Source organism: Alcanivorax sp. HI0083 (assembly GCF_001635175.1).
Genome location: NZ_LWFX01000357.1, coordinates 1 through 687 on the forward strand (window position 1 = coordinate 1; position 687 = coordinate 687).

General features: G+C 60.6%; 1 protein-coding gene. It reads left to right on the forward strand.

The features are described from left to right. Positions 1-426 (forward strand): DUF1513 domain-containing protein (locus tag A3754_RS03730; RefSeq protein WP_156496757.1); only part of this gene is annotated, 426 nt, incomplete at its 5' end. Positions 427-687: the final 261 nt, after the last annotated feature.

A 687-nucleotide genomic window follows, 5' to 3' on the forward strand; every position in this document is an offset into this window, starting at 1 on the left:
CTGGATGTGGCTGCCGATGGCACCGTGATTACCGGCCAGCAGTACCATGGCCCGGCCTACAACAGTGTGCCGTTACTGGCGATCAAGCGGCCCGGGGAAGCCTATCAACCGTTCCCGGTCAGCCGGGCACAACTGGCGATGATGGATCAATACACGGCCAGCATTGCCATTCACAGCGAGCAGCGGCAAGTGGCCATGACCGCGCCACGGGGAAACCGTTTCTTTATCTGGGATCTGGATAGCGGCGATACGCTGCTGGATGCGCCCATGTCCGACTGTGCCGGTGTTGGCGCGGTGCCGGGTGGTTTTGCGGTGACCTCGGGGCAGGGCAAATGCCGCTACTACGATAGCCGCACCGCAGAGGTACAAAGCCAGTGGCTGGAACTGCCGGGGGGGTGGTGGGATAACCACCTGTGGCTGAGTTAAGGCGTGCATCCTGCCGCTTAACCAACGTTGTTTGCATCGCGGTGGGACCACCGTTCTCACCAGTCAGGGGACGTCGGCTTTTCGGTAGGAGTGCCTCTTGAGGCGCGAACCTCAGAGCGGGAAACCGGCAATGCGTTTAAGCCCGGCAAGCCGGGCTTAAACGTGACAGCTTTTGGCGATATGCGGATGTCAGTCGTGCCAGTTGGACACCTTGCCGGAGCACACCCAGTCCTTGGAGCCTTTTACCACACCAATGGAGTT